Annotated in this window: 26 protein-coding genes; 12 read left to right on the top strand and 14 right to left on the bottom strand. The window is 37.4% G+C overall.

The features are described from left to right. Positions 1–324: 324 nt before the first annotated feature. Positions 325–654, top strand: coding sequence for a DUF6624 domain-containing protein (locus ACXACQ_RS08265; RefSeq protein WP_474978466.1), 330 nt, complete (start codon positions 325–327; stop codon positions 652–654). A gap of 2 nt (positions 655–656) precedes the next feature. Here ACXACQ_RS08265 and ACXACQ_RS08260 read toward each other — a convergent pair whose 3' ends face one another. Genes ACXACQ_RS08260 through ACXACQ_RS08245 form a run of 4 tightly spaced genes read right to left on the bottom strand, consistent with a single transcriptional unit; the run spans position 657 to position 3,066 of the window. Then, positions 657–1,265 carry an alpha-ketoglutarate-dependent dioxygenase AlkB family protein gene (locus tag ACXACQ_RS08260; RefSeq protein ID WP_474975458.1) on the bottom strand — a complete coding sequence of 203 codons (609 nt, stop codon included), beginning with the start codon at positions 1,263–1,265 and terminating at the stop codon, positions 657–659. After that, entirely contained in the window at positions 1,252–1,497 is a 246-nt protein-coding gene (locus ACXACQ_RS08255) for an Ada metal-binding domain-containing protein (protein WP_474975457.1), read from the bottom strand. Before ACXACQ_RS08255 ends, ACXACQ_RS08260 begins: the two co-directional genes overlap by 14 nt. Before the next feature lie 10 nt (positions 1,498–1,507). After that, on the bottom strand, positions 1,508–2,221 hold the full coding sequence (locus tag ACXACQ_RS08250) for a 2OG-Fe(II) oxygenase (RefSeq protein ID WP_474975456.1): 714 nt from the start codon (positions 2,219–2,221) through the stop codon (positions 1,508–1,510). Continuing rightward, positions 2,221–3,066 (bottom strand): methylated-DNA--[protein]-cysteine S-methyltransferase, encoded by an 846-nt coding sequence (locus ACXACQ_RS08245; protein ID WP_474975455.1) that lies wholly within the window; start codon positions 3,064–3,066, stop codon positions 2,221–2,223. The genes ACXACQ_RS08250 and ACXACQ_RS08245 overlap by 1 nt, the downstream gene beginning before the upstream one ends. A gap of 129 nt (positions 3,067–3,195) precedes the next feature. Between ACXACQ_RS08245 and ACXACQ_RS08240 the strand changes: the two genes are divergently transcribed. The 9 genes from ACXACQ_RS08240 (at position 3,196) to ACXACQ_RS08200 (ending at position 12,536) form a co-directional block, all read left to right on the top strand. Continuing rightward, entirely contained in the window at positions 3,196–3,759 is a 564-nt protein-coding gene (locus ACXACQ_RS08240; protein WP_474975454.1) for a TetR/AcrR family transcriptional regulator, read from the top strand. 56 nt (positions 3,760–3,815) lie between these two features. Next, positions 3,816–4,679 carry an alpha/beta fold hydrolase gene (locus ACXACQ_RS08235; protein ID WP_474975453.1) on the top strand — a complete coding sequence of 288 codons (864 nt, stop codon included), beginning with the start codon at positions 3,816–3,818 and terminating at the stop codon, positions 4,677–4,679. Positions 4,680–4,773: 94 nt separating this feature from the next. Beyond that, complete coding sequence (locus ACXACQ_RS08230; protein WP_474975452.1) at positions 4,774–5,634, top strand: helix-turn-helix domain-containing protein; 861 nt, start codon at positions 4,774–4,776, stop codon at positions 5,632–5,634. A gap of 64 nt (positions 5,635–5,698) precedes the next feature. Further along, complete coding sequence (locus ACXACQ_RS08225) at positions 5,699–6,688, top strand: aldo/keto reductase (RefSeq protein ID WP_474975451.1); 990 nt, start codon at positions 5,699–5,701, stop codon at positions 6,686–6,688. Positions 6,689–7,008: 320 nt separating this feature from the next. Beyond that, a complete protein-coding gene (locus ACXACQ_RS08220) occupies positions 7,009–8,331 on the top strand; it encodes a M20 metallopeptidase family protein (protein ID WP_474975450.1) in 1,323 nt (440 codons plus the stop codon). A gap of 200 nt (positions 8,332–8,531) precedes the next feature. Then, on the top strand, positions 8,532–9,446 hold the full coding sequence (locus ACXACQ_RS08215) for a helix-turn-helix domain-containing protein (protein ID WP_474975449.1): 915 nt from the start codon (positions 8,532–8,534) through the stop codon (positions 9,444–9,446). 125 nt (positions 9,447–9,571) lie between these two features. Further along, the gene (gene dctP / locus ACXACQ_RS08210; RefSeq protein WP_474975448.1) at positions 9,572–10,636 is read left to right on the top strand and encodes a TRAP transporter substrate-binding protein DctP; all 1,065 of its coding nucleotides are present in this window, start codon (positions 9,572–9,574) and stop codon (positions 10,634–10,636) included. A 113-nt stretch (positions 10,637–10,749) separates the two neighbouring features. Continuing rightward, a complete protein-coding gene (locus ACXACQ_RS08205; protein ID WP_474975447.1) occupies positions 10,750–11,622 on the top strand; it encodes an aldo/keto reductase in 873 nt (290 codons plus the stop codon). A 98-nt stretch (positions 11,623–11,720) separates the two neighbouring features. Then, positions 11,721–12,536, top strand: a complete 816-nt coding sequence (locus tag ACXACQ_RS08200) for an AraC family transcriptional regulator (RefSeq protein ID WP_474975446.1) — start codon at positions 11,721–11,723, stop codon at positions 12,534–12,536. 19 nt (positions 12,537–12,555) lie between these two features. Here the strand turns inward: ACXACQ_RS08200 and ACXACQ_RS08195 are convergent, their stop codons facing one another. The 5 genes from ACXACQ_RS08195 to ACXACQ_RS08175 all read right to left on the bottom strand — a co-directional run bounded on the left by ACXACQ_RS08195 (position 12,556) and on the right by ACXACQ_RS08175 (position 16,859). Continuing rightward, positions 12,556–13,140 carry a TetR/AcrR family transcriptional regulator gene (locus tag ACXACQ_RS08195; protein ID WP_474975445.1) on the bottom strand — a complete coding sequence of 195 codons (585 nt, stop codon included), beginning with the start codon at positions 13,138–13,140 and terminating at the stop codon, positions 12,556–12,558. Positions 13,141–13,217: 77 nt separating this feature from the next. Continuing rightward, a complete protein-coding gene (locus ACXACQ_RS08190; RefSeq protein ID WP_474975444.1) occupies positions 13,218–13,973 on the bottom strand; it encodes an SDR family NAD(P)-dependent oxidoreductase in 756 nt (251 codons plus the stop codon). Between the two features lie 390 nt (positions 13,974–14,363). Beyond that, on the bottom strand, positions 14,364–14,858 hold the full coding sequence (locus ACXACQ_RS08185) for a hypothetical protein (protein WP_474975443.1): 495 nt from the start codon (positions 14,856–14,858) through the stop codon (positions 14,364–14,366). Between the two features lie 105 nt (positions 14,859–14,963). Next, positions 14,964–15,827 (bottom strand): AraC family transcriptional regulator, encoded by an 864-nt coding sequence (locus ACXACQ_RS08180; RefSeq protein ID WP_474975442.1) that lies wholly within the window; start codon positions 15,825–15,827, stop codon positions 14,964–14,966. Positions 15,828–15,902: 75 nt separating this feature from the next. Next, positions 15,903–16,859: an MBL fold metallo-hydrolase gene (locus ACXACQ_RS08175; RefSeq protein WP_474975441.1), complete on the bottom strand. Its 957-nt coding sequence runs from the start codon at positions 16,857–16,859 to the stop codon at positions 15,903–15,905. 215 nt (positions 16,860–17,074) lie between these two features. Here ACXACQ_RS08175 and ACXACQ_RS08170 point away from each other — a divergent pair, with 215 nt between their 5' ends. Together ACXACQ_RS08170 and ACXACQ_RS08165 are read left to right on the top strand one after the other, a co-directional pair. Beyond that, the gene (locus tag ACXACQ_RS08170) at positions 17,075–18,112 is read left to right on the top strand and encodes an SDR family oxidoreductase (RefSeq protein ID WP_474975440.1); all 1,038 of its coding nucleotides are present in this window, start codon (positions 17,075–17,077) and stop codon (positions 18,110–18,112) included. Further along, positions 18,109–18,894, top strand: coding sequence for a helix-turn-helix domain-containing protein (locus ACXACQ_RS08165; RefSeq protein WP_474975439.1), 786 nt, complete (start codon positions 18,109–18,111; stop codon positions 18,892–18,894). Before ACXACQ_RS08170 ends, ACXACQ_RS08165 begins: the two co-directional genes overlap by 4 nt. Positions 18,895–18,921: 27 nt before the next feature. Here the strand turns inward: ACXACQ_RS08165 and ACXACQ_RS08160 are convergent, their stop codons facing one another. From ACXACQ_RS08160 to ACXACQ_RS08140, 5 genes are all read right to left on the bottom strand, one after another. Then, on the bottom strand, positions 18,922–20,127 hold the full coding sequence (locus ACXACQ_RS08160) for a PepSY-associated TM helix domain-containing protein (protein ID WP_474975438.1): 1,206 nt from the start codon (positions 20,125–20,127) through the stop codon (positions 18,922–18,924). Between the two features lie 54 nt (positions 20,128–20,181). Continuing rightward, the gene (locus tag ACXACQ_RS08155) at positions 20,182–21,468 is read right to left on the bottom strand and encodes a hypothetical protein (RefSeq protein WP_474975437.1); all 1,287 of its coding nucleotides are present in this window, start codon (positions 21,466–21,468) and stop codon (positions 20,182–20,184) included. 13 nt (positions 21,469–21,481) lie between these two features. Further along, on the bottom strand, positions 21,482–23,818 hold the full coding sequence (locus ACXACQ_RS08150; RefSeq protein ID WP_474975436.1) for a TonB-dependent receptor: 2,337 nt from the start codon (positions 23,816–23,818) through the stop codon (positions 21,482–21,484). Positions 23,819–23,870: 52 nt separating this feature from the next. Beyond that, positions 23,871–24,473 carry a hypothetical protein gene (locus ACXACQ_RS08145; RefSeq protein ID WP_474975435.1) on the bottom strand — a complete coding sequence of 201 codons (603 nt, stop codon included), beginning with the start codon at positions 24,471–24,473 and terminating at the stop codon, positions 23,871–23,873. A gap of 79 nt (positions 24,474–24,552) precedes the next feature. Next, a complete protein-coding gene (locus tag ACXACQ_RS08140) occupies positions 24,553–25,125 on the bottom strand; it encodes an RNA polymerase sigma-70 factor (protein ID WP_474975434.1) in 573 nt (190 codons plus the stop codon). Positions 25,126–25,181: the final 56 nt, after the last annotated feature.

Genomic DNA, 25,181 nt, shown 5'->3' with positions numbered 1-25,181 from the left:
CTATGACAATAAATATTATCTTATTTCCTGCCTTAATTTAATTTATTGAATCTCACCAATACCTACTTTAAGTAAAGCCATCGTTATTTTAATATCATTTATCTTCTCTCTAGTAGCATGCAACCGTAACGTTGAAAAAAAGAAAGATCAAAATATATACAAAGCACTGTCACATAAGCTAGACTCTATCTATCAAGAAGATTAAAAATATCGACTACAGGAAAGTGAAATGAGAAAGATGTATGGACCTGCATCTCGTGAAATAATTGATGACTAAGGATGGCTAGGAGACACTAAAATAGGCATAAGAGGGAACCCAGCTTTATTTTTAGTAATTCAAGTGAGATTCAACAAAAATACTTGCCTATAATGAGAGAAGCTGAGAGCAAAGACAATGCCTCCTTAAGTAGTTTAGCTCTGTTAGAAGATAGGTTTGCTTTAAACCTAGGAAAACAACAAATATATGGTAGTCAGATAGCCCAAAATGAAGAAGCTGGAGGATTTTATATTATACCTTTAGAGGCCCCTGACCATGTTAATGAAAGAAGAGCTAACATGGGACTTAACAACATAGAAGATTATGTAAGCCAATGGAATATCTCTTGGGATGTAGAAAAGTATAAAAAAGACTTAGTAAAACAACCCAAGAAATAACATTATTCCACAATACATCTAAAGGTCAAGTTAATTCTTGGCCTTTTTATTTTTTTGGTGGGGGGCAGCCTGTGAAGCCAGTGCGTTTGTGTAGTGCCTGTCATCTCCAACAAACTACCATGCGCCAGCACCAATTCTACTTTTTCTTTGGTTTGTTTATGCTTAAAGGCAAACTTGCGTTCGGCCCCTAAACTCAGCGAACCTATGGAGCCATTCTTCTTCAAATCTTCTTCTCCATCACTGTGCCAAGCCATACTTTCCTCTCCGTTATGATAAAGGTTAAGCAAGCATGAATTGTACGTCTCTCCTGTAGCTTTTTCTGTAATATTCTTTAGTGCCAACAATTCCTGTGTCCAGGGTAATGCATGTTTTGTGGTATTGGAGTAGGTGTACTCAAAAGCCTGATCTCCATACCAAGCTACCTTTCTTTTAGTAATAATTTTCTTACCAAAAATTACCGCCTCATCATTCTTCCAAGCAATGGTGTCCATCAAAATATTAAAGTAGGTATCTGCTTTCGCTTGGCTAAGCACGTGACCATAGTAATGTACCGTACCTTCATAAGGAAGCCAATTAGTATTTTTATCGGGTTGAGGGCTAAACAGATCCATATTTCCAAAGTTCGTAAAATTCTCTCATACAATGTGCGCAAGGGCGATAACCTTGCGCTATAGCTTCATTTTCAGATGTAAAGAATACCCTATTCTCAACTTTCATCCGTTTCCCTGATTTACAATGAAGCATACCATATATTTTCAATTTTTGATTTCCGGCAAAGTAGATTTTATTTGACTTAATGAGGCTAAATAGCTGTTTCTTTGATAGTGATGAGTGATTTAGCATATAAAAAACATTAACTCATAGCATCATGAAAAATAACACCCATAGCATACCTTTCTCCTGATTCTACTTTACTGACTCCGTGTTTCATTGTTACTCTATAATATCCTCTAGCACCTTTTACAGGTCGAAAATTAGTAGTAAAAATTACCAAATCACCTTTATTGGGTTTCAACACTATGGCCTTAGATTGTGCTCTGGGCACCTGTTCTGTCATTACAAACTCACCACCTGTAAAATCCTTATCTCTATCACTAAGCACCGCAAGCGTTTGGATGGGGAAATAAACCTCTCCGTACAAATCTTGATGCAACGTATTATAGCCTCCCTCTCCATATTTTAAAATCAAAGGAGTCGGTTTCATTTGTCCATTTGCATGACAATCGGCCTGCAGTTGCTCATAGCTACTCGGAAATTCCTTATCAATATTGAGTACATTCATCCATACATTAGCAATAGGAGCCAAAAAAGGATATACATTTCTTCGTATAGTATCAATACAATCGGGCAAAGGATATTTGAAATACTTATACTCACCGCGACCAAACCTATACCTTTCCATAGGCACTATTTTCCTGTAAAGATGCGTATCAGTATAAAACGTTTTAAGTACCTCACATTCCTCTTCTGATAAAAACCCAGGCAATATCGCATAACCATTAGCATTCATATCTGATGCCACAGACTTCCAGTCCACAGCATTCACTTTCCAGTTCATATTCTCCATTACTGCGCTACTTTGGCTCCTTCCCAACCTATAATTGCGGCCTTTCTGGTCGGTCCCCACATATAACCACCAAATACTCCTGAAGACTGTATTACCCTATGGCAAGGAATTAAAAAGGCAACCGGATTGCTCCCAATGGCCGTCCCTACCGCTCGTGATGCTTTTGTGTTGCCTATTTGCTGGGCTATTCTTCCGTAAGTGGATAATTGTCCCATTGGAATCTTCAATAAACTCTCCCACACTTTTAATTGAAAATCCGTGCCTTTAAGGTGTAATTTCACTTTAGATAATTGGCTCCAATCTTTTTGAAAAATGAATAATGCATTTTGCTGCATCAAATCTAATTTTTTAGAAAAAGTAGCATTAGGAAATTTGGATTGTAATACCTGCAATGCATCATCCTCACCATCATGAAAAGCCATATGACAAATGCCCTTATGCGTAGAGGCCACCAATAAATTACCAAAAGGGCTTTCTGCCCAACTGTAATTAATAGCAAGGCTTTTGCCTCCATTTTTATACTCAGCCGGAGTCATGCCTTCTATATTTATAAATAGATCGTGCAACCGGCTGGTACTCGAAAGGCCAGTTTCGTAAGTAGCATCAAACAAAGTTGCCCCCTCCTGCTGTTTTAAAATGCCTTTAGCATGTTCTAAACTGATGTATTGTAAAAATTTCTTGGGGCTGGTACCAGCCCATTCGGTAAAAAGCCGTTGAAAGTGAGAAGGACTCAAATGGACTTTTTCAGCCACCTCATTCAAATCTGGCTGCTGCTTAAAATGAGTTCTTAGATACTCAATGGCAGTAGCTATTCTATTAAAGCTTATGTTCTCCTGCGTTTCCATTATCTTAAAATTTATATTACAAAATTCGCTTGACATGCACAGTAATAAAATCCGAAACTTGCTGAGTTATTATTTAAAATATTTTACCGATCGTTTGGTAATTATATTTCTTAACCCTAACATTGATGCATGAGACCACAAAAAGTTTTAGACACAGACGTTTTTGAAGGATTAACCAAAGTTTTTCGCAACCAAGGTTATGAAGGAGCCAGCTTGCAAGAACTCGCTGCCGCTACAGGTCTTAAAAAAGCCAGCTTATACCACCGTTTTCCAAAAGGCAAGCAAGAAATGGCTGCTATGGTCTTAGAGTATGTTTCTGCCTGGGTGGAAGAGCATATCTTTTTTGAATTGCTTAATGAAGAAAATAGTCCAAAAATAAGGTTGAAAATAGCATTAGAGAATATAAGCACTTTTTATGACCACGGTAATAATGTGTGTCTCTTCCGTGCACTGTCTATGCAAAGCGGATTAGAACTCTTCGAAAATCAGATTAATGAAGGCATGCAAAGCTGGATAGATAAATTTCATCAACTAGGATTAGCTTTTGGCTTAGAAGAAAACCTTGCCAGCAAATATGCAACACAAGCTTTGGTAGAAATCCAAGGGAGCCTTATCGTGTGCAAAGGAATGAATGATTTGAATGTATTTAAACAGGCAATGCAAAACATTGAAGACCGTTATTCATCGCATTAAAAAAATTTGATTATTAATTTTACCGATCGTTCCGTAAATAATAAATATTTATAAATATGACAACTATAAAATATAAAAACAGCAATGTTGAAGGAATCAATATCGCTTACAGAGAAGCTGGAGATAAGAAAAACCCCACAATAGTTTTGTTACACGGTTTTCCATCTTCATCACACCAGTACAGAAAAGTATTAACTCAGTTAGCTGACGATTATCATTTAATAGCTCCGGACTACCCTGGTTTTGGAAATAGCGATTTCCCTTCGCCAAATGATTTCGAATACTCTTTTGATAACATCGCCAAAGTGATTGATTCGTTTTTGGAACAGCAAGAGCTAAAATCGTACGCCATTATGATTCAAGACTATGGTTCTCCTGTAGGCTTCAGAATAGCAACAGCCCACCCTGAAAGAATTACCGGAATAATTAACCAAAATGGAAATGCATATGAAGAAGGTATAGGGCCAGCTTGGAAGGATGTAAAAACTTTTTGGGCAGACCGTAATGCAAGTACAGAAGCAGCATTACTACCCGTATTTTCTCTAGATGGTCTACGCTGGCAGTACACCCATGGCACCAGAAATGCTGAAAATGTGAACCCCGATACATGGAATTTGGACTTCTTGAAAATGTCACGACCAGGTGCACATAAGATCAACCTTGACTTATTTTATGATTACCAAAACAACCTTAAGCTCTACCCAAAATGGCATGAATACCTCAGAGAACATCAGCCTCCATTATTAATTGTGTGGGGTAAAAACGATGAATATTTCCCTGAAAGCGGTGCTAATGCTTTTAAAAAGGACATCAAAAACATAGACTATAACATCTATGATACCGGCCATTTTGCATTAGAAGAATGTGCTGAAGAAATTATTGAAAAAATAAGAGGTTTTATGAATACAATAAATCAATAATAGTGACGAACAACAACACAGCCCTATATGCTGTGTTGTTGTAATTTAATCTATTAGATTTAAGGCAACTTAAGCTTAATATCAGAAGTTAAAAATGCCAATCTCGCCTACTTCTCTGAAAGAAATATCTCAGAATGAAAAACTAGCCATCAGGTTAATTTCTCCCACGTTTGGTCATGTCCCACAGCAAATAAAGAGTAATTACGGACTTACGCATAGAAAACCATACTACTTCATTTTGTTAATGTTAGAAGGGCAAAGTTCTCAAAGGGTAGATTTACAAAATTATAGCATTCTGGCCAATGAACTCCTATTCATAGTGCCTCACCAAATTCACCAATTGCCAACTGCAAGGCATGATACCAACTACTTTAAAATTGGATTTGATGATCACTGCTTATCATTATTACCCAAGCATTTTCCGTTTTTGCTCAATCCCTATAACAACCAAAAATTAAAACTTACACCCGCAATAGTTAAACGCATTACATCCATTTTTGAATCACTGTCCAGCTTATTGACTTCCACTGACACAGACCCCGAACTGATTTTACCATACCTGAACAGCCTTTTATCAGAAATTAATATAGCTTACTTCGATTCAGAAAAAAATCCTACGAGCACAAAGCTCTCCGAATATATCAGGTTTAAACAGCATATTGAAGCTACTCTTACTGATCAGCCATCTATTCAGGAAATAGCTACATCCTTAGGGCTTAACACCAATAGTTTATATTACTTGGTTAAACAATTCTCAGGCCTATCACCAAAAGAATTCATCTCTAACAGACTCATTTTAGAAGCAAAAAGACTACTTTATTATAATGAATGTACATCAATAAAAGAATTAGCCTTTAAGCTAGGTTATAACGACCCAGAATACTTTTCAAGGCTTTTCAAAAAATCTACAGGACAAAGCATCCCCTCCTTTATTCAGGATTTATCAGGGTATTAATCCGTTTTGTCCGGCAATTCTGACCCACTGATTATCAACTTTGATTAAACAAATAATCTAAGTGATGAACAGAATATTAGGAAAAAACGGGCCCGCAGTATCCGCAGTAGGTTTAGGTTGCATGGGCATGTCTGGCGCATATGGCTCTAGCAATGACAAAAATTCGATAGCGACCATTCAAAGAGCCTTAGAACTAGGCAATAATTATATTGATACTTCAGACCATTATTTAGCCGGGCACAATGAAATGCTCATCGGCAAAGCTATAAGGGGCCGAAGAGATAACGCCTTTATTGCAGTAAGAACAGGTCAGTTATTATCTTCTAATGCTGATGGCAAGACTATACCCGGACCAATTTGTGGGCGCCCCGAATACATCAAAAATGCAGTGCTACAAAGTTTACAGCGCCTAAAAACTGACTTTATAGACCTTTACAGTCTTGCACGTATAGATCCAGAAATTCCTATAGAAGAATCGGTAGGTGCACTAGCTGATTTAGTCCAAAATGGTCTGGTGAGATATATAGGTTTATCAGAAGCTTCTGCTCAAAGTATAAGACGCGCTGCAGCAACAGCCACAATCACTTCTATACAGACCGAATATTCGCTATGGTCCAGAGACATAGAAAAGGAAATATTACCCACCATTCGTGAATTAGGCATTGGCTTGGTGGCTTACTCTCCACTGAGCAGAGGCTTTCTAACAGGTCAATTTAAAACAACAGAAGATATAAAAGACGCCAGGGCTTTTATGCCTCGTTTTCAAGAAGAAAACTTCAACAAGAATGTGCTGCTAGTGGAAAAACTCGCGGAGCTTGCCAAGCTTAAAAACTGCAGTACTTCTCAGTTGGCCATTGCGTGGGTTTTAGCACAAGGTGAAGATATTATTACCATACCTGGTACAAAAAGAATTAAATATTTAGAAGAAAACGTAGCGGCAACATCCGTACAACTATCTGCTGATGAGTTAGAAAAATTAGAAGAGATTATGCCTTCAGGTATAGTTTCGGGCTTAAGATATCCAGAGAAGTTTATGAATACATTAAATCAATAACGTAACTGGCTGTTTTATTTCAGTAGAACAGCCAGCTACTTTCCATTAACAGCATGAACAACACTCAGCAGAATCTCTAAGCGAAGCAGCAAAAACATAAGCCAACACTTTTCAACTTATTAAAATATGAATATAAAATTTTGATAAAACACTAATTATCATTACTTTAATCAAAGTGCTTCACCTCAAGCCATAGTATAAATAGTTTAATCAAAACCCTTTGCAAACACTTAATTATAGAAATAAGGACGAATCGGTTTGAACAACACAATTGGTCCAAGTAAACATACAGTTATCAAATTCATAAATCACCCTACCTAATGCAAACCAAATTTCATGCTCTTGTTAAGTGGACCAGTTTATTCTATCTGGCATTGTTTTCTATCAATGCATATGGCCAATACTCCACTAATGAGACCCGTACATTCCAGAAAAATACCGATGCTATTTTTGATAGTCTGGTAAGCATAAGAAGAGTGCTTCATCAACACCCTGAGCTAAGTGGGCAAGAAAAAGCCACTTCTGCCTTAATTACAGGCTACCTGCAAAAGTTGGGTTTAGAGGTGAAAACAGGAATAGGTGGCTATGGAGTAGTGGGTATATTAAAAGGCAAAAAGCCAGGCAAAAAGATTGCTTGGCGTGCTGACATTGACGCCATTCCTGTCAACTATATAGAATCAACACCTTTTGCTTCAACTATTGAAGGTGTTGCCCACTTTTGCGGACATGATGTCCACACTGTTATTGGCTTAGGCTTAGCCAATGTTTTAGCCACTCAAAAAGAGCAGTTGAAAGGTACTATTTATTTCATTTTTCAGCCATCAGAAGAAAACTATCTGGGAGCAAAAGCCATGATAGCCGACAATTTATTCGATATCATTGAACCTGAAGAAATTTATGCCGCACATATCTCTCCCATGCCTTCTAACGTAGTAGCCACCAAACCACAATACTTGTACGCTGATTATAAAAAAATCAATCTCATATTTACGAAAGATAAAGACAATAAAGCATTAGAAAATTATATTCAAAAGACATTAATAGGATTACAAAATGTAAGCGCTGACAGTAAATTTTGGGATACTCGTAATCTTATGGATCCGAACATTGGTATCGGAAACCCCAATACCATCTTTAAAAATTATATTACTGTAGATTCAAAAATAAAGACCACCACTAAGAAAAATGAATTGATTATCAGCACTTATGTAAGTGCAAGTAACAAGGGCTTAATTGATTCAATTCCGCAAATGCTACAAAGTAAAATTGGTGACTCTGAGTATGCAAAACTGTTGATGGACATCAATTATGGCTCTGAAATACTAGCTTTTTCTAAAGATAGAGGCAATATTAATAATGATGCTAAATTAGCTGCATCAACCATCAAAAGCATGTCTACCATATATGGCGCAGACAAAGCGGTTATGCTATATGGCGTAATCCCAGATGGCAGAGGAGATGATTTCGCCTATTTTCAAGAGCAAGTTCCTAGTGTTTACTTCCTTTTGGGCGGATCAGATTTTCAAAAAGGAATTATTGCATTTCCACACTCTCCCAGCTTCGCATTAGATGAAAATTGCATCAAAACCGGCATTAATTACTTTTCTACAATGTTATGGTCTCGTTTAGAAAGTAAAAATTAGCCTCTGGAGTCCATTGAGATCCTTAACAAAGTTTTAAATTTTGACTACAACAAAGGCAGATTTGGTCACAAATTATACCTGTAGCATATCTAGATTTGTATTATAGAAATCTGCTACCATCATATAAAATGATTTAAGTTATAATCTATAAGAAGGTACATGTAAAATAACAGAGGCGTTTAGAAGTTAAAGTCATACTCATGAGAAATCCAGCAATCAATAGAATTAAAACCGTTTCTCAATATCATAAATTAAAAGGGCTTCCTACTCCAGATCACCCACTGATAAGCGTAATTGACTTTACCACTATTAAAAATCCTACCCATGAAAAAAAGATTTCCTACATTTTCGATCTGTACGCCATTGCTCTAAAACGAGGATTCAAAGGCAAAATGAAATACGGACAGCAAGAGTATGATTTTGATGAGGGTGTATTATCTTTCATTGGTCCAGGGCAGGTATTTTCTTTCGATGTCAACCTCAACACTAACTTATCAGGTTTTTTAATACTTTTTCACCCCGATTTTCTATGGAATACTCCATTAGCAAAAAGTATAAAAGACTTCGAGTTTTTTAATTACTCGGTAAACGAGGCTTTATTCCTTTCGGATAAAGAAGAAAATACCTTAAAAAATATTAAAGACACTATTATTACTGAATACAGTACTAACATAGATGCTTTTAGCCAAAATTTGATTATTGCACAGTTGGAGTCGTTTCTGATTTATGCAGACAGGTACTATCAACGACAGTTCTTAACACGTAAAAAAAGCAGCCACATTATTATCAACCAGCTCGAAGAGGTGCTGGAGGCTTATATTAAAAGCCCTCAGATAATGGAAGAAGGCATCCCTACGGTAAAATACCTTTCTGATACGCTTAATATTTCTTCAAACTACCTCAGCCGATTATTAAAAACGCTCACTGGGAAAAGCACTCAACAGCACATTCATGATACTATCATTAATGCTGCTAAAATTAAACTAACGACTACCGATTTGTCTATAGGCGAAATAGCCATAGAATTAGGCTTCGAACATTCTCAGTCTTTCAGTAAGTTATTCAAAGCCAAGACACAATATTCGCCCCTTAAATTTCGGCAATCTTTTAACTAATAATCACCCTTTTTACTCAAAACCAAACATTCACTTTTAGTGAAAACGGGAGAGGTATGCCCAATGAGTAATCAGCTTTTAAAGATGAATTAACCCCCTTTACACAATTAATTACTATAAATTTTATGATAGCATTTAAAAAAACGGAATTCAAATCCATACCATTCTTAGGCTTTCTGTTGCTTACATTAGGTATGTCATCTCTTCAACCTGCGTTAGCACAGAAAGTGCTTATTTACTCTGACCATCAACCTTTAGAAGGAATGCGCACTAAATTTCTAAAGGAAATTTTCTTCCCTGCAATAGAACACGAATCTCAGGGCAGATTAAAAATTGAAGCGCACTGGGATGGTGAAATAGCTATTGCATATGATGCTTTGGGAGCCGTAAGCGCAGGTGATAAAACGGATATAGCTACAGTAGTTCCTGAATATACTGCTGCTGAACTGCCTATTCACCAATTATTCAAAAGTTTCCCCGTTGGCCCTTCTGGTGCAAAGCAAGTTTCTTTCTTCAGAAATGTTTTTGCTCATGTACCGCAATTTGACCAAGAATTAGACAAAAACAACATTGTACAAATATTCTTAGGCACAGGCTACCCTGTAGGTTTTTATAGCCGTGATCCTATGACAGGTCTCAATGGTTTAAAAGATGGGAGATGGAGATCTGCAAGTTTCTGGCATTTAGATTTTTTGAAAAATGTAGGTGCAATACCTGTAAGAATGCATTGGGGACAAGAAGTTTATGATGCATTGGCCGATGGTACCTTAGACGGTATTATGGTTAATGTTGATAGCGGTTACAACTTAAGGCTATACGAACATGCTCCACATCTCCTCATGTCTAAAAACCTGTGGTTAGGTCACCTTTATATGGTAGCCATTAACAAAGAAACATGGAATTCACTTGAGAAAAGAGATCAGGATGCCATTAAAAGAGCTGCATTTTACTCTTATAAACTTTTAGGCAAGAGAATGGATATGAGCTATAATGAACAAATAGATGAACTTAAAGAACTAGGCACTACTGTAAGAGAACTAAGCCGCCAAGAAGTTAATGCTTTTAAAGAAGCCACAGACTATGAGGCCATCCAAGATGCATGGGTTAGCGAGCAAGAAGCTGCTGGAGTAGAAGGTATAACTGAAGCATTGCAAAAGCTTAGAGTGATACTCAACAGAAGCATGAAATAAGTTTAATCAAGGTTATTTATATTCAAAAATGGCCTCCTGAACAAACCTAATTCGGTCTCTTCAACAAACCATGCGAGCCAATACCCACGGTACTTTTGTGAAAAAGATAGATCATGAAGCAATCAATTATCATTGGAGCAGATACTAGCACTCCTATAGAAGTAAAAAGACTTGGGTACGGCACCATGAGACTTACAGGTCCCGATATTTGGGGTGAACCTAAAGATCGGCAGGGAGCCATTGCACTACTAAGAAGAGCTGTAGAGCTAGGTGTTAATTTTTTTGACACTGCAGATTTTTATGGCCCTGGTGTAACCAACAGGCTTTTGGCAGAAGCTTTATCTCCCTATAAAAGTGAAGTAATTATAGCCACAAAAGTAGGAGCAAAAAGAGGAAGTGATAAAAGTTGGCAACCTTACGGCCAACCGGAAGAACTTAGAAAAAGCATAGAAAACAACTTAAAAGAGCTGAAGTTAGAACAGCTCCAACTAGTGCACTTTGGTCAATCAGCACACAGCCAAGAAGATTATGAAAATTCACTGGGTGTGATGGCTGACATGCAAAAAGAAGGAAAAATTCAACACATCGGACTTTCTAATGCAAGTGTTGAACAATTCAACAAAGCCCGCAAAATTTGTGATATAGCCAGTGTAGAAAATCTTTATGGTTACTCTCAGAGGCTGACCGATCCTGACAATCCTTTTAAAATGCAAGGAGGAGAAGTGCTACCGCTTTGCGAAGAACTAAAAATTCCATTTATACCATTTTTTTCACTTGAAACGGCACTTCCTGCAGAACAGAACAAGCTAAAGCAACTAGCAACTGAAAAAGGCGTTAGTGTGGCTCAAGTGAACATTGCATGGTTACTGCACAAATCAGATATAATTTTACCAATACCCGGCACTACATCTATTGCCCACTTGGAAGAAAATATAAAAGCAGCCAATATCAAAATTAGTGCAGCCGAAATGGACTTTTTAGGATAGCCATTACGTATAGTTATATAGACCTTTGCTCCACTAATAATACTACAGTGAGGTATTTTGAAACTCCTCCTTACTGTAGTATTTAAACTTGTAGGATTATGCCCAAGATGCAACAAAACCAATATGCAGAGATAGTTATGTCATGCATAGAAGAGAAATATTTTAAGCATGAAATAGTATTTGAACACCATACTTTGGCACGAGTAATCTCTGGCGACATGAAGGTGATACAGGCTGATAAAACCCATAGTTATAATGCAGGCGACACACTTTTAATACCAAGGCATCAATTAGCCACGGTAATTAAATCAGCTAAAAATGGAGATTTTTGTAAGGTGATATTAATTACGCTTACTACTGATCGGTTAAAACAAATATATAGTCAGGAGGAGATAAAACTATCAAATACTCAAAAGCCTAGTATTAATACTTTTAAACAACATGCGCTATTAGAAAGCTTTTTCGCCTCTCTAATGCCTTATTTTGAACTACAAAAAGCCATTCCAGAAAAAATCATCAGCCTTAAAATAGAAGAAGCTGTCAATATATTGAGAACATTAAACAGTAACGTAAATTTCATATTGGCAGATTTTTCTGAACCCGGAAAAATCAACTTGGCAGAATTTATGGAGAAGAACTATATGTTTAATCTTACCACAGAAAAGTTTGGCTACCTCACAGGCAGAAGTCTTACAACTTTTAAGCGTGATTTTAAAAAAATTTATAATACCTCTCCTCAAAAGTGGCTCACACAAAAAAGATTGGAGTTTGCTCATTATCAAATAAGTACCAACCAGCGAAAACCAATTGAAGTATACCTAGAAGCTGGCTTTGAAAACCTATCGCACTTTTCATATGCATATAAAAAGCATTTTGGATTTTCGCCATCTGGTCATTATGAAAATAATAAGTAATAAAGAACAGGTATAGAGGCTAGTCTTTTAAAGCCTGTAAGTTAACAGCTACTATTTCCTCTAATAACACTTTATCATCCGCTAACTTTACTGTTACTCTTATACCGTTTAGTGCATTAAATATAAAGCGAGCCAAAGCCCTAGAAGATTGTTTTTTAGTAAATACGCCTTGTTGCTGACCTTTTTCTATGGCCTTGATTAAAGCATTTTCCGTATCACGCATAATGCTGTAGGCAATGTTCGCCACCTCACTATCTGCCGTAGCCAATTCTATAGCCGAATTTACCATAAAACAGCCCTTAACATGCTCTTCATTAAGCACATCATTTATAGATGCAAAAAATACTGATTTAATATATTCTTCAATGTCTTCAGCACTATCTACACCGTTTAAATATGGATCTATGCGCTCTTTGCGGTACTGTTTAAGGGCACTCACATATAGCGAGTGTTTATCTCCAAAGGTGTCATACATGCTAGATCTGCTTATACCTAAACCTTCTACCAAATCTTGCGCAGAAGTAGCATTATAGCCCTTTTGCCAGAATAATTTCATCGCCTTTTCAAGCACCTGCTGTTCGTCAAACACCTTACTTCTTGCCATATCACTTTCCTTAGTATAAGATATAGGCTAAAGGTAGTTAACTTGGAACGATTGTTCCAAGTTAACACAAAAAAAAGTTAGTCTCTAAGTGGTGCATTTACACTACTTCCGCTATCAATTACGTGCTCAGCTCCAGAAATAAATGAGGCATCATCTGAAGCTAAAAATGTCACCAATTTGGCTACTTCCGCAGGCTTCCCATACCTTTGAAAAGGCATTTTACTTCTTATGTAATCATGTATCTCTTCACTTGCAAACTGCCCACGGTAGATGATTTCCGTTTCCGTCATAGCAGGAGCCACAGTATTCACTCTAATTTTTCTGTCGGCTAATTCTAATGAAACGGATTTACTATATGCAGTTAATGCAGCTTTACTGGCTCCATAAATAGACGTGCCAGCAACATATGCAAATGCGCTAATTGATGTCATGTGAATAATAGAAGCTCCATCTTTTAAAATTGGAATAAATTTTTCTGTTGTAAATACGGCACCTTTAAAATTAATGCTCATTAGCTCATCAAAAACAGGCGCTGTTATTGACCCTACGGGCTCTTGTTGTGCTACACCTGCATTTACAAAAAGTATATCTACCAAGCCTAATTCTGCTTTTACCCGCTCAACCAAGTTTTCGGTATCATCTAATATAGAGGCATCAGCTTTTATACCCAGCGCATTTTTACCTAGCTTTTGCACGGCAGCATCAAGGGTATCCTTATTTCTACCTGTTATTACCACCTTAGCTCCCTGATTAATAAACTCTTCAGCAGTCGCAAACCCAATTCCTGTGCTTCCACCGGTAATTACAGCTATTTTATCTTTTAGTTTTTCCATTTTTTTATGATCTAAATTATTTTGGAATGATTATTCCGTAAACGTAATTAAACGGAACGATCATTCCAAGTAAGATCGTTTTTATTTATCTCCCACCTCGCTGCTTAGCATTTATCATAAGATTATACTAATTGGGTTAATGGCAAAACGGTGATTTTGATAACTGCGGACATGAGATAAGTTTAACTCATAACTGCCAGACATGCATTTGTATTGACTGGGTTGATGCGGCTAAAATTTCTATAAAGTAGGATTATAATAGAATGCCGTATTCAACTTGATGGATAGGAAGAAATATTTTAGGCTATTTTCAATAACAAAAGTAAGGTCAGCTCTCGACTAAGTGCTGACCCAACCCAAAAAAAGCTAACAAAATTTATAGTTAATCTATTATGATTCTATCAATCTATTGGCCTTACGCTGAGCTAGAAATTGATATACTGAACCAATAATAAAGAGTAGAAAAAATAATAGCAGTGTATTTTTTATAATAGGGTCACTTATGTCTTGAGCCAGGGGATGCCCTGCTGGCATTCTGGTGAAAGTTTCGTTGATAGTAGGCACCCAAGAAAAGAAAAAAGTGAATGATAAAATAAAGTTTTCAAAGTAGCGTGCACTTTTATTTTGTGCCAGCTTATAATGCAGCACAAATGCCACCAGCAAGAGAAAAACAATGAACAATGAAGCTATGTGTCCCGGGTTCAATGTACCATGTTTTACAAGAGCCAAAGATGAAAGGGACGTTATCACCGTTCCATAAAAATATACCCTACCTACCAAGTTAGAGAGCTCTATTTTACCAAACTTGATGTATGAAATAATTGCAGATATCAGCGCTACTATGCCGATTATTGTATGAAATATGCCAATAGATGAAAGCTCCATAATTTTTAATTTTATTTATGAAGCAAAGTTTTACAAAAAGAAAGCTCCCATTTTTCACTAAAGTGAAAGTTTATTAACTTTCTTTTCTTCAGCTTTTAAATCATGCTAAGTAGTATGGTTGACCCTATACCGCTTTGGGCTTAAATTCAAATACTTTTTGAAAGATCGGCTAAAATGGCTCTCATCAGTAAAACCAAGTTCGTCAGCTATTTCACTTATAGAGAGGTCACTCCACTGAAGGCGAGTTTTGGCTAACTTAAGCTTATATTTTATAATATATTGCGAAAGATTATCTCCTGTATGTTTCTTAAAATATTCACCTATATATGTTTTAGACATATTAAACTGATCGGCCAAATGAGTATGCGTTAGTCTATCACTTTCATAAATATTGGCCTGAATGTAATTCATGATTTTTATGTAATGCACATTATTAGTCTGCCGAGTGGCCAATGTTTCCATTTGCTCATTTTCCACATTGCGCACGATAATATTAAGTAGGGTGAGTATATGGTTTTTTAAATTGTCTTTATAATATGCCTCTCTATTAATATGCTCAGTTATCATTAAATTAATTAAAGTGCGCATATACTGCTTGTCGCCATCATTTCTCACCAAGGCTCCACAGTATTTATTTCTATTATGTAGTACGTACTCTAGCTTTTTCAGCCACTCTTGCAGTTGTTCATAATCACCTTGGCATTTCTGCTCTCTAAAGAAAAGCTGATTAAATTTGATGAAATACAATTTTGACGGAGCCGTAATATATAATGCATGAGAATCTTCAGGTGTTAGCAAAAAAACGTTTCCTTTTTGGTATTCCTTAGCATTATTATTGATTTGCTGCTTTACACTGCCACTTTCTACGTATATAAGCTCAAAAAAATTATGCCTGTGCAATGGGTTTTGCCAATTATCTGACTCTATAATAGATATATCAAACGTTTCTTTTACTTGTTCTACCAGCATTACTCTTTTCTTGTATTTATAATAAAATTCACCTCATGCCATTTATTATACTCATAACATGAGGTGAACGTTCATTTATTTATAGGTACTATAATTTACAGGAAACCATTGATACCCTGCTCCCGCACTTTTTAAATGTCCGATTCCGGGAAATGGCATATGATCAATAGCCAACCAATAACCACCCTTTGCTGCTGCATCCATAGCCTGTTTTCTGATGCTGGCAGCCGTTTTAGTGTCTACATCATACTGAATAGTCACCTCTGGCTTTACTAATTGTACGGCAGGTACATGTATGATGTCACCCACAAATAGCATTTGTTCGCCATGGCTCTGTAGACTATAAAAAGTATGTCCTGGAGTATGCCCTGCTGCAGGAATAGCCATGACACCTGGCAACACCTCTTGTTCTCCTGTGAAGGTTTTTACCTGCCCTGCTTGTAAATAAGGCTTCATCGATTGCTGAGCAGTAGTAAAAAAATACTTCATATTGCCTTCTGCCTTTTCTGTAAGGCTTTCGTCCATCCAAAAATCTAACTCATCTTGATGTAAATACACCGTAGCATTAGGAAAAGCCCTCTTACCATTAATTAATAAACCTCCGGAGTGATCAGGATGCAAATGCGTTATTAGCACTGCATCTATATCTGCTGGCGAATATCCAGCATGCTGTATGCTAGCTGAAACCTTACCTAGTGTTGGTCCAAAAAAACCAGCAGTACCGGCATCCACCAATATCAACTTATCATTCCTTTGAATCAAAAAAGCATTAATAGAATTTTCTAAAGGCAAAGAGAGAAAATTTTCTCTTAGCATATTCTCTACTTTTTTAGGTTCTATACCTATCAATAGCTCATCGGCAGGCATACCTAGCGTGCCATCGTTTAATGCTATAACCTTTATATTCCCTACCCACATGTTATAATAACCTGCCTGGTCTACTAATTCAGGAGCTTGCTGCGCCAAAGCAAAGGAAAACCCTATACTTAAAAGCAATCCACTAAGGCTAATTGACTTAATTATACGTTTCATGTCAAAATTATATTTTTTCTCGTTGAACATACTGCAAAGTAACACCGAGCTCTCCTCCTCATTCAGGTATAATTTCAGGTTAAACCTGTAGCTTTTCAGGTATTCTCCCTTTACCATCTATGGACCTCTCAGTAAAGTTAGAATGGACTGCCTACTAAAACAGAAATACCTCACGCCCCTGATATTTGCATTGATATTTATTAAACCATAGAGCAATGGCAAATTCTAATACCGTATTAGTTACCGGTGCAACCGGTTTTGTGGGCATGCAAATAGTTTATCAGCTATTAAAAAGGGGCTATAAAGTAAAGGCAACTTTGCGTGACATCAATAAAAAACATATTCTCATTAAAACCCTTAATAACCATGGCATTTCATCGTTGGGCAATTTAACATTTGTTACCACCGAGCTTACTAAAGATGATAACTGGCTACAAGCCATGACGGGATGTGATTACGTACTTAGTGTGGCCTCTCCGGTATTTTTCGATAAGCCCAAGAATGAAAAAGAGGCTACCAGACCTGCCGTTGAAGGTATACTGCGCATTCTTAAATTTGCAAAAATAGCGAAGGTGAAACGTGTAGTTATGACTTCTAACTTTGGTGCTATTGGCTTTAGCCAAACCAACACCAATATAATAACTACAGAAAAACACTGGACAGATACCTCTATAAAAGGATTATCAGTATATGAAAAATCCAAGACGCTGGCTGAGCAAGCTGCATGGAAATACATCGAAGAAAACAACTACCCTGTAGAATTCGCTACTATCAACCCAGTAGCAATACTTGGTCCAGCTTTAAATCAGCACGTTTCAGGTAGTTTTTCTATTTTACAACATCTCCTCGATGGTTCATTGAAAGCAGTGCCAAACATACCTCTTAATATTATTGATGTGCGTGACGTGGCAGATCTACATATCAAGGCTATGACAATGCCTGAAGCAAACGGCCATAGATTTATTGCTAGCGCTGACAGCCAAATAACTATGCCAGAAATAGCCGAATGGATTAGAAAAAATATGCCCGCGATAAGCTCAAAAGTACCTAGAAAGCAAATCCCGAACTGGATTATAAAAATGGCCTCTTTGTTTAATGAAAAGGCCAAAGAAGGAGCGCTTCTTTTGAATATTAATAGAAATATTAGTAACTCAAAAGCTAAACGCCTACTGGACTGGCTCCCCATTTCATCGCAAGAAGAAGCGATTGAAGCCGCGTTAAAAAGCATGATTAAATATGGAGTAATACAATGAGAGACATTACTAAAGATACTCAGTCAAGGTTATTGAAAGAGCAGTTTATACCCGACCATGTTTTTATTTATGTAACCAAAGGGGGCATTAGCTTCTTTGATGGCAACAAAACATATACTTTAAATGCCGGAGAAGGCTGTATTGCCAGAAAAAACCAATTAGCAAAGTTCATATTGTTAGAAACTAAGGAAGAGTTTCATCCTATACTTTTTTGTTTCGAAGAACCTTTTTTAAGGGAATTTCAGCAAAAACATGTACCGCCTATGGCTTCGCTTAAAACCCAAGATGCTTTTGTTTCCATAGGTAAAATAGGCATGATGCAAAGTTTTATTCAGTCATTAGCCCCATACTATAAAGGTGTTATGTCACTCGATCCTTCCTTTGAAAAATTAAAGTATGAGGAGTTGCTGATCATCCTACTAAAACACGAACCACATCTCAGTAGCATATTTTTTGATTTTGCGGAGCCCGAAAAAATTAACCTCGAATCATTCATGAACCAGAATTATAAATTCAACGTGGGAATAGAACGGTTTGCTTTTCTTACAGGCCGCAGTATTTCAGCATTTAAAAGAGACTTCAAAAAAACATATAACGATACGCCCAGCCGTTGGTTAGTAAAAAAAAGATTAGAAGAGGCCTATGTTTTAATGGCTCATAAGAATTTAAAGCCAGCAGATATATATCTTGATTTGGGTTTTGAGAGTCTATCCCACTTTTCTGTAGCTTTTAAAAAAAAATACGGTCACACTCCTACTGACATCCGCAAAGTAAACCAGTAGACATTTAATAGATCCAATGCCTGCTCCCTATTGCTTAGTAAGCAAAGGCTTAGGCTTACGAGTTGGTTTAGTCTTACTCAGCCTTGTTGGTGTAGGCACCGCTTTCTTCTTTCTTCTGCCCCACCAGATAAAAAAGCCCGTAACCGGCAAGCTAGCGGCAAAAACACTTAAAAAGAAAGCAATGGTTTTACCTACAACCCCACCAATAACTCCAGTATGAATGTCTTTATTGTAATCGCGTATTTTGTCGCCATTGCTTTTATCTTCCCATCGAGCAATGGCTAATTGTTTGCCATCATACTGATCAAATTGTAATGATAAATTTTTATAACGCTCATGAAAGTATATCGAAGCTTTAACAGGTGCCAATGAGTCATCTGGCATATTGATGCTATAGCTCATAGCCCGTGGATAGCGAGTTTTAATCTGATGATATACAATATCTACAGGGTGACCAACAGCCTCTCTTGACGGGGTAGAATACACCTCTAATTTATTGGCTTTAATGTTTTTACCTCCATTAGCAATCCACTTTACACTGTCTTCAAACCAATCGAATGCCCACACCAGACCTGTAAAAACTACAAACAACACCAAGAACGTACTATAAAAACCTATCACATTATGAATGTCATAATTTTTCCGTTTCCAGTTTGTAGTTGACTTCCACCTGAACCACAGCCGTTGCTTACGGGCTGCCTTATTTTTAGGCCACCATAAAATAATCCCAGAAACAAGCATTACGAAAAATATAAGAGTAGCTATGCCTACTATGGGTTGGCCTATATCATTGATAAGTAACAACCTCCAGTGTAGCACTGCCACCACCCTAAAAAACTCAAAGGTATGATCTTCCACTTCAATAACTTCACTGCTATAAGGATTAGTATACACCCAATAAGAATGCTTAACATCACTCCCATACCAAATGCCAGATGCTTTTTTGTTAGCGGTATAATGTGTGAAAATGTAAGCATGCGAAGGCTCATTTGAAATACGAATACGCTCAATAGGTATGGTGTCACCAAGGGCACGCTGAGCTTTGAGAAAGCTCTCACTCAAGAGCGATTGCGACTTTTCGGGAGTCACTTGTAATTTATGAGCGTATACAATAGCTTTAATTTCGTCTTCAAAAGCTAGTATAGCTCCGGTAATTCCAAGAATAAAAACCACCAGCCCAGAAGTGAATCCGAGCCAGAGGTGTACTTTCCCTATTATTTTTTTAGGAGACATGCATCATCCTTATAGCTGAATAATCATTTTAAATCAACTAAAATTTGTGATAGACTACCACAACTTGTTAATATGCTGAAATCCTCCACCTTCTATAGATGAAACTACAGTAAAGCTATTTGCGGAATTCTGGACAATCAAATGGTCTTCATCATAACCATTCCCCCAGAAACTATAGCCCCAATAATAGTTAGTACCATCTACTGTGCCTAATGGATTTACGCCTCCGTACTCAGAAAAAGCAGTAAAAGGTGTCACTTCCAAGGTTTCTAGGTCAACCATTACAGACGGTTTTACCACACCTGAAACACTGCCGCTGGCATCGTCATAAGAAGCTGGCCATTCATGGGTATCATCTATATAGTTAAAGACTAATTTATTATCAGAAACAAATGAAGCTATACCAAAGTATGACATGGGTACCACCTCTGCTAGGTCAATATAAAAATCAGGGTCAAAACTCCCGTCAGCGGTTAATTTTAGCAAAGCAAATGGATCAGGTAAGTTTGAGTCTTCTACATCAAAATAAGGAGATATATACGAGTTATCTCTATTAGGTTGAACATACATAGCTCCATTGCTTACATCTGTTAACAACTTATAATAACCCGATATTAATCGATCATCTGTATGGTAAACAACTGTTCCGGTGGCTGGGTCAAATACAGCTACCATAGCTCCCACTTGTTCTTCAGGGTATTCGCAGCAGTTGTCCGGGCTAGTCATTCTAATAGGAATAATAATCTTCCCATTACTTAAATTTTTGGTCCATTCGCTATAGTCCATACCATCTAGCAATGGTGTTGGTAGTGGTTCTACATCATAAACTTTGGTTATTTCCATGGTAGTTGGGTTCCAGTCCACCACTACACCCTCAGCTAAGTTAGAGTATATTGCCTGTGTTTCAGACAGAAATATTGGTTCGGCAAGGTTAGCTCCGGATAGCCCAGTGTTTGCAAAGCTAATAATACCACTAGGAGACAAATCTAGCGTAGCTTTATTCACATCCCATTTAGTCATGGTAGCAGCATCTCCATTCCAAGTGAAAGGATGCTCTCCGTAAGAATAAATACGGGCATTAAAACTCAACTCTATGGCAGTAGAAGCATCAGCCTTCTCTGGAATCTCTTCATGTACACTCATATAGTACACCCTACCCTCTGGAGTCTCAAGCCTGTACCCGTAAAGCCAAGCTGTGGTCGGGTCATTCTCTTTTACTTCCTCAGCTCCATCGTCATCATCGCTGCAAGAAGTTATACCTATGAAAATGATGAACGAGAATAGCATCGAAATCCATGACCATTGCTTAGCGCCTTTCATTATATTATTTAGTTTGTTCATTTTTATTTAAAATTTAGAATTGTATTGTCATTTTTAGATTAACTGCCCTACCAGGGCGCTGCACTCCGAAAAGGTCAAAAACCTTAGCATTTCCTATGTTATTAACCTCAAGGGTCAGCGTATTTTGAAATTGCTTAATGATAGTTTTGTGAGTGATTCCTACGGTGTGTATCATTTGCCGAGGCACTTCCGATTTCGATTGTTGTAAACCGGCACTTTCCCAGCCTATAAAAAAAGGATGCACATAGCGAGCATTCCAGAAAAGGGATAGCTGGTCATTCTTTACCCATAGATCTTTTATCTGATAATCAGCAGAGGCATTTGCAAAAAAATATGGTGTATTAGGTATGCGGTCATCTTCAAATGAAGCAAATGGCCCTTCACTAGAGGTATTGTGATACTGCTGATAAGTAGTATTGGCGCCAAGCGTTAGCCCCTTTAGCAGCCCCCTCCACTTACCACTAAGTTCTACACCTTGCGAAGTAGCACTCCACACATTCTGGTAAGAGCCTAAATCATCCTGATCTACCAATAAAAATATTAGATCATTAATTTTACGAATAAAGAAGTTACCCTGCAGTTGCAAAGCTGCTAAAGGCTTACTATCATAATTCCATTGAAGGTTAATATTATGGCTGTTTTCTGGCTTTAATTGAAGATTTTCGGCAACCAGCTGCCCATCTCCAAAAATCTCATCTTGCCGAGGCAAGCGATAGGCATATTCATAACTCAGCTTAGTAGTGAAGCGCCCTGACCAACGATACCTAAGGCCAGTACCCGCACCATATTGGCTAACAGCACGTTTATCTACAGCTTTCTGATCCAAACTAGGATCATTGGACTCTATACGAATATTTTGCCTGTAATTTTTAACAAAAGCAATATTTTGCAGCTTCTCATTCACTGCATTAAATGTATATTCTAGCCCTGTTACCAAATCGAACAAATAACCTTGGGCTAATGCAGGATCATATACGCCATCCACCAAATAATCATCGCCAGAACGGTAGCTATATGTAGGTGCTATGGTAAGTTTAACAGCATGATTCTCAGATAAAATATATGATAACTGCTGCCTTAAATATGCACTTTCACTAATGGTAATCAGGTGGTTTGCATCTCCAAACTCACCGGCTACATTATTTATTCTAACGCATTCACCTAACCAATTATAAAGACACCTACTAGTATCTATGGCCACCCTTTCATTATAATTATAGCCGGCCTTTAGTTCCAGCGCTAGCTCATCTGTAAAATCTACATTATAGTTAAGGTTAACACCTTCAGAAAAACTGGTAAACTCCACATCTCCGAAAGGGTTACTTGCCACGGCTTTCTCTATTCCCAAACTAGGTAGGTCAATCAGTCCCGGTGCCTGACTGTTTTGAACTTCATTATCATAATTACCATAATAGCCCTCAACGCTGAGGTTCTTGGCCCATTTTTTATCTTTAACTCCCAGTCTCACATGAGCACCATAGGCTTTATATCCATCATGAAAACGCCTAACCTTCTGCTGCTCTAGTTGTCCTTTGTCATTAGCTATAGCTACATCTATTTTGTAGTTATTATCTGTATAATCATAAAAACCGCCTGCTACAATGTATACTCCGGATTGACTATTGGCATAATTTATATTACCCGTTACACGGTGAGTATTGAAAGAACCTAGCTGATACGAAGCCGAACCAGCCCAACCTTCATAAACATCAGGAGGCACCAAGTTAACAGCACCACCAAGTGCATCTGCTCCAAACTGTATAGGCACTACCCCCTTATAAACCTCCAACCTATCTATCATATTTACCGGTACATTGGCTATACCAAAAGCATATGGAGTATAATTAAGAGGAATACCATCGAAGAAAAAACGAACCTTATCACCTGAAAGACCATTGAGAGAAAAGCGCGTATTAGAGCCCAGGCCACCCGCACGCTGAACACTTACCCCTTCTATGTTAGCCATCACAGCTCCTAAGTCCGCAGATTTTGTTTTTACATCACGAGTTTCCAGTACTTGCACTGATTTGGCCGAAAGCCTCAACAATTGACTTTCAGATTGCGCTGTTACTACTACCTCATCTATTTCGGTAGCAGTCTCTTTTAGCTTTATATCTAACCTAAGTTTTTGACCTTCTGCAAGCTCTAACTCCAGAGTTTGTGGTGTGAAGCCTATTCCTGAAACTGCCAGTGAATAGTGACCAGGGGCTATGTCTTTAATTTCATATTCACCATTCGCATTGGTACCTATGCCCTTACCCGAAGGCTTCAGCACTACAGATATGCCCGGAAGAACATTCGAATGTTCATCAGTAACTTTACCATTTAGAGAAGCCCTTATTTGAGACATTCCCTGAAAAGAAATACACAGCAGCGCTATAAAAAACAGATTATTTTTCAACTTACTTGCTGTCCAATCTTAAAATAGAAAAATCCCCCTCAAGTACACTCCTTTGGTACTGATCATCTGTATAATCATCGTTATTTATAAGTTTGGGGGCTTTGGTTGAGCCTATGAGGTAATAAAATTGGTTAGGTTCTAATAAAAAAGTAGAACTTCCAACATGGATACTTTTCTGATTATGAGAGTTATTATATAACCTGAGCACGCCATCAAACCCTATTTTAAAAGAGTTTCCGGGCAAGTTACCCTTAGCTCCTTTACCCCCCGAAATATAGAGCTGATCTTTGGGATGGTTCTCTTTAATGGCATCAGCAGTAGCAGTATTAGCGGTTAACCTACCTCCAAAAAAAGCCACAAAAATGATACACGCAGCTGCTGCATATTGGATGAATTTTCTATACAACGGCACTGTAGCTACAGACTCTTCAAATAATGATGCATATAGCTTAGTTTGGATAGTTGCAGGTGAAGCGCCTATTTCCTTTGCAGATAGCACAGCATCATCTTCATTAGATGACAACCAGCGCTCCACTTCCTTTATCTCATCCGCAGTGCATTGTCCGCTTACATATTTCTGCAATAGTGCCGAAGTAACTTTCATTGTATAAATACTTTGATCTATTCATACAATCGTAAACAACAAGCTGACCCCTGAGTGGAAATGAAAAAAAAAGAAAATTTTAGATGAAGTACGTTAATGCTATAATGCAAGCAACAAGGTTTCTCCTTAAATGACGCAATGCTTTAGTCATATGTGATTCTACAGTTTTCTCAGATATGAGTAATTTGGTAGCTATCTCTTTATTGCTGAACCCGTCTTCTCTACTCATCTTAAAAACTTTTTTACACATAAATGGTAATTGATCTACCAGTAAAGAAACCCTGTCTTGAAGTTCTAAAAAATTAAGATTTTCATCGGTACATTCTCCTCCAATAAATGCTTCTTCCAATTCCACATCTATAGACTGAGTGTTGTGTGATTGTTTTCGATAATAATCTATGGTCTTTAATTTAACGGATCTAACTAAATAACCTTCAATAGAGCCATCAACATCATAGATAGCGTATCGTCTTTCCCAAACTGACCTGAATACATCAAGAACAATCTCTTCGGCATCTTCCCGGTTGTTAATTCTACTGTAGCAAATAGAGAAAAGCTTTGCAATACTCTGGTTGTAGAGTTGCTTAAAACCAATTTCTGTTCTGAAATCAGGCATGGCAACATCGGCTTTTCTTCTCTTTAAAATATTCAAATGACAGTATATTAACCTTTTACATTATTTAGATTAAGTCTAAATTAACACAAGGA

It is taken from the genome of Fulvivirga sp. AWR4_260, assembly GCF_056158185.1.
Note: the sequence above shows the minus strand (reverse complement) of the source record. Positions and strands in the feature narration are given on the sequence as shown.

What these genes read in the sequence shown, in the direction of transcription:
- ACXACQ_RS08170 (WP_474975440.1), top strand. Translation starts at nt 17,075, where the DNA reads ATGGCAAATTCTAATACCGTATTAGTTACCGGTGCAACCGGTTTTGTG.
- ACXACQ_RS08150 (WP_474975436.1), bottom strand. Translation starts at nt 23,818, where the DNA reads ATGTCTCAAATAAGGGCTTCTCTAAATGGTAAAGTTACTGATGAACAT.
- ACXACQ_RS08165 (WP_474975439.1), top strand. Translation starts at nt 18,109, where the DNA reads ATGAGAGACATTACTAAAGATACTCAGTCAAGGTTATTGAAAGAGCAG.
- ACXACQ_RS08155 (WP_474975437.1), bottom strand. Translation starts at nt 21,468, where the DNA reads ATGAACAAACTAAATAATATAATGAAAGGCGCTAAGCAATGGTCATGG.
- ACXACQ_RS08180 (WP_474975442.1), bottom strand. Translation starts at nt 15,827, where the DNA reads ATGCTGGTAGAACAAGTAAAAGAAACGTTTGATATATCTATTATAGAG.
- ACXACQ_RS08230 (WP_474975452.1), top strand. Translation starts at nt 4,774, where the DNA reads ATGCCAATCTCGCCTACTTCTCTGAAAGAAATATCTCAGAATGAAAAA.
- ACXACQ_RS08145 (WP_474975435.1), bottom strand. Translation starts at nt 24,473, where the DNA reads ATGAAAGTTACTTCGGCACTATTGCAGAAATATGTAAGCGGACAATGC.
- ACXACQ_RS08245 (WP_474975455.1), bottom strand. Translation starts at nt 3,066, where the DNA reads ATGGAAACGCAGGAGAACATAAGCTTTAATAGAATAGCTACTGCCATT.
- ACXACQ_RS08225 (WP_474975451.1), top strand. Translation starts at nt 5,699, where the DNA reads ATGAACAGAATATTAGGAAAAAACGGGCCCGCAGTATCCGCAGTAGGT.
- ACXACQ_RS08250 (WP_474975456.1), bottom strand. Translation starts at nt 2,221, where the DNA reads ATGGAGAATATGAACTGGAAAGTGAATGCTGTGGACTGGAAGTCTGTG.
- ACXACQ_RS08160 (WP_474975438.1), bottom strand. Translation starts at nt 20,127, where the DNA reads ATGTCTCCTAAAAAAATAATAGGGAAAGTACACCTCTGGCTCGGATTC.
- dctP (WP_474975448.1), top strand. Translation starts at nt 9,572, where the DNA reads ATGATAGCATTTAAAAAAACGGAATTCAAATCCATACCATTCTTAGGC.
- ACXACQ_RS08255 (WP_474975457.1), bottom strand. Translation starts at nt 1,497, where the DNA reads ATGCTAAATCACTCATCACTATCAAAGAAACAGCTATTTAGCCTCATT.
- ACXACQ_RS08175 (WP_474975441.1), bottom strand. Translation starts at nt 16,859, where the DNA reads ATGAAACGTATAATTAAGTCAATTAGCCTTAGTGGATTGCTTTTAAGT.
- ACXACQ_RS08200 (WP_474975446.1), top strand. Translation starts at nt 11,721, where the DNA reads ATGCCCAAGATGCAACAAAACCAATATGCAGAGATAGTTATGTCATGC.
- ACXACQ_RS08220 (WP_474975450.1), top strand. Translation starts at nt 7,009, where the DNA reads ATGCAAACCAAATTTCATGCTCTTGTTAAGTGGACCAGTTTATTCTAT.
- ACXACQ_RS08190 (WP_474975444.1), bottom strand. Translation starts at nt 13,973, where the DNA reads ATGGAAAAACTAAAAGATAAAATAGCTGTAATTACCGGTGGAAGCACA.
- ACXACQ_RS08235 (WP_474975453.1), top strand. Translation starts at nt 3,816, where the DNA reads ATGACAACTATAAAATATAAAAACAGCAATGTTGAAGGAATCAATATC.
- ACXACQ_RS08260 (WP_474975458.1), bottom strand. Translation starts at nt 1,265, where the DNA reads ATGGATCTGTTTAGCCCTCAACCCGATAAAAATACTAATTGGCTTCCT.
- ACXACQ_RS08185 (WP_474975443.1), bottom strand. Translation starts at nt 14,858, where the DNA reads ATGGAGCTTTCATCTATTGGCATATTTCATACAATAATCGGCATAGTA.
- ACXACQ_RS08205 (WP_474975447.1), top strand. Translation starts at nt 10,750, where the DNA reads ATGAAGCAATCAATTATCATTGGAGCAGATACTAGCACTCCTATAGAA.
- ACXACQ_RS08215 (WP_474975449.1), top strand. Translation starts at nt 8,532, where the DNA reads ATGAGAAATCCAGCAATCAATAGAATTAAAACCGTTTCTCAATATCAT.
- ACXACQ_RS08195 (WP_474975445.1), bottom strand. Translation starts at nt 13,140, where the DNA reads ATGGCAAGAAGTAAGGTGTTTGACGAACAGCAGGTGCTTGAAAAGGCG.
- ACXACQ_RS08240 (WP_474975454.1), top strand. Translation starts at nt 3,196, where the DNA reads ATGAGACCACAAAAAGTTTTAGACACAGACGTTTTTGAAGGATTAACC.